The organism is Levilactobacillus tujiorum (assembly GCF_012641185.1).
In the GTDB taxonomy this organism is placed as follows: domain Bacteria; phylum Bacillota; class Bacilli; order Lactobacillales; family Lactobacillaceae; genus Levilactobacillus; species Levilactobacillus tujiorum.
In genome coordinates this window covers 1-217 of record NZ_JAAXLK010000083.1, presented here as the reverse complement: position 1 = coordinate 217, position 217 = coordinate 1, and the positions used below count along the sequence as shown (strand labels likewise).

Genomic DNA, 217 nt, shown 5'->3' with positions numbered 1-217 from the left:
GGTAGACCTTTGAAAACTGAACATTGTTTCGACAAACCAAATATGTGTAGGGCGGTTTGAATTTATTCAAACCCAAACAATATTTGCGAAGTCAATTCGCTTTTAAAAAGTAACAACAATCGATGAGCTATTCAAGCACATCATCTATAAGATGAGAGTTTGATCCTGGCTCAGGACGAACGCTGGCGGCATGCCTAATACATGCAAGTCGAACGAG

At 40.1% G+C, this 217-nt stretch carries 1 rRNA gene; it reads left to right on the top strand.

The annotated features are described in order from the left end of the window. Nucleotides 1–147 precede the first annotated feature (147 nt). Nucleotides 148–217 (top strand): 16S ribosomal RNA (locus tag HF569_RS12310); the annotation flags it as partial.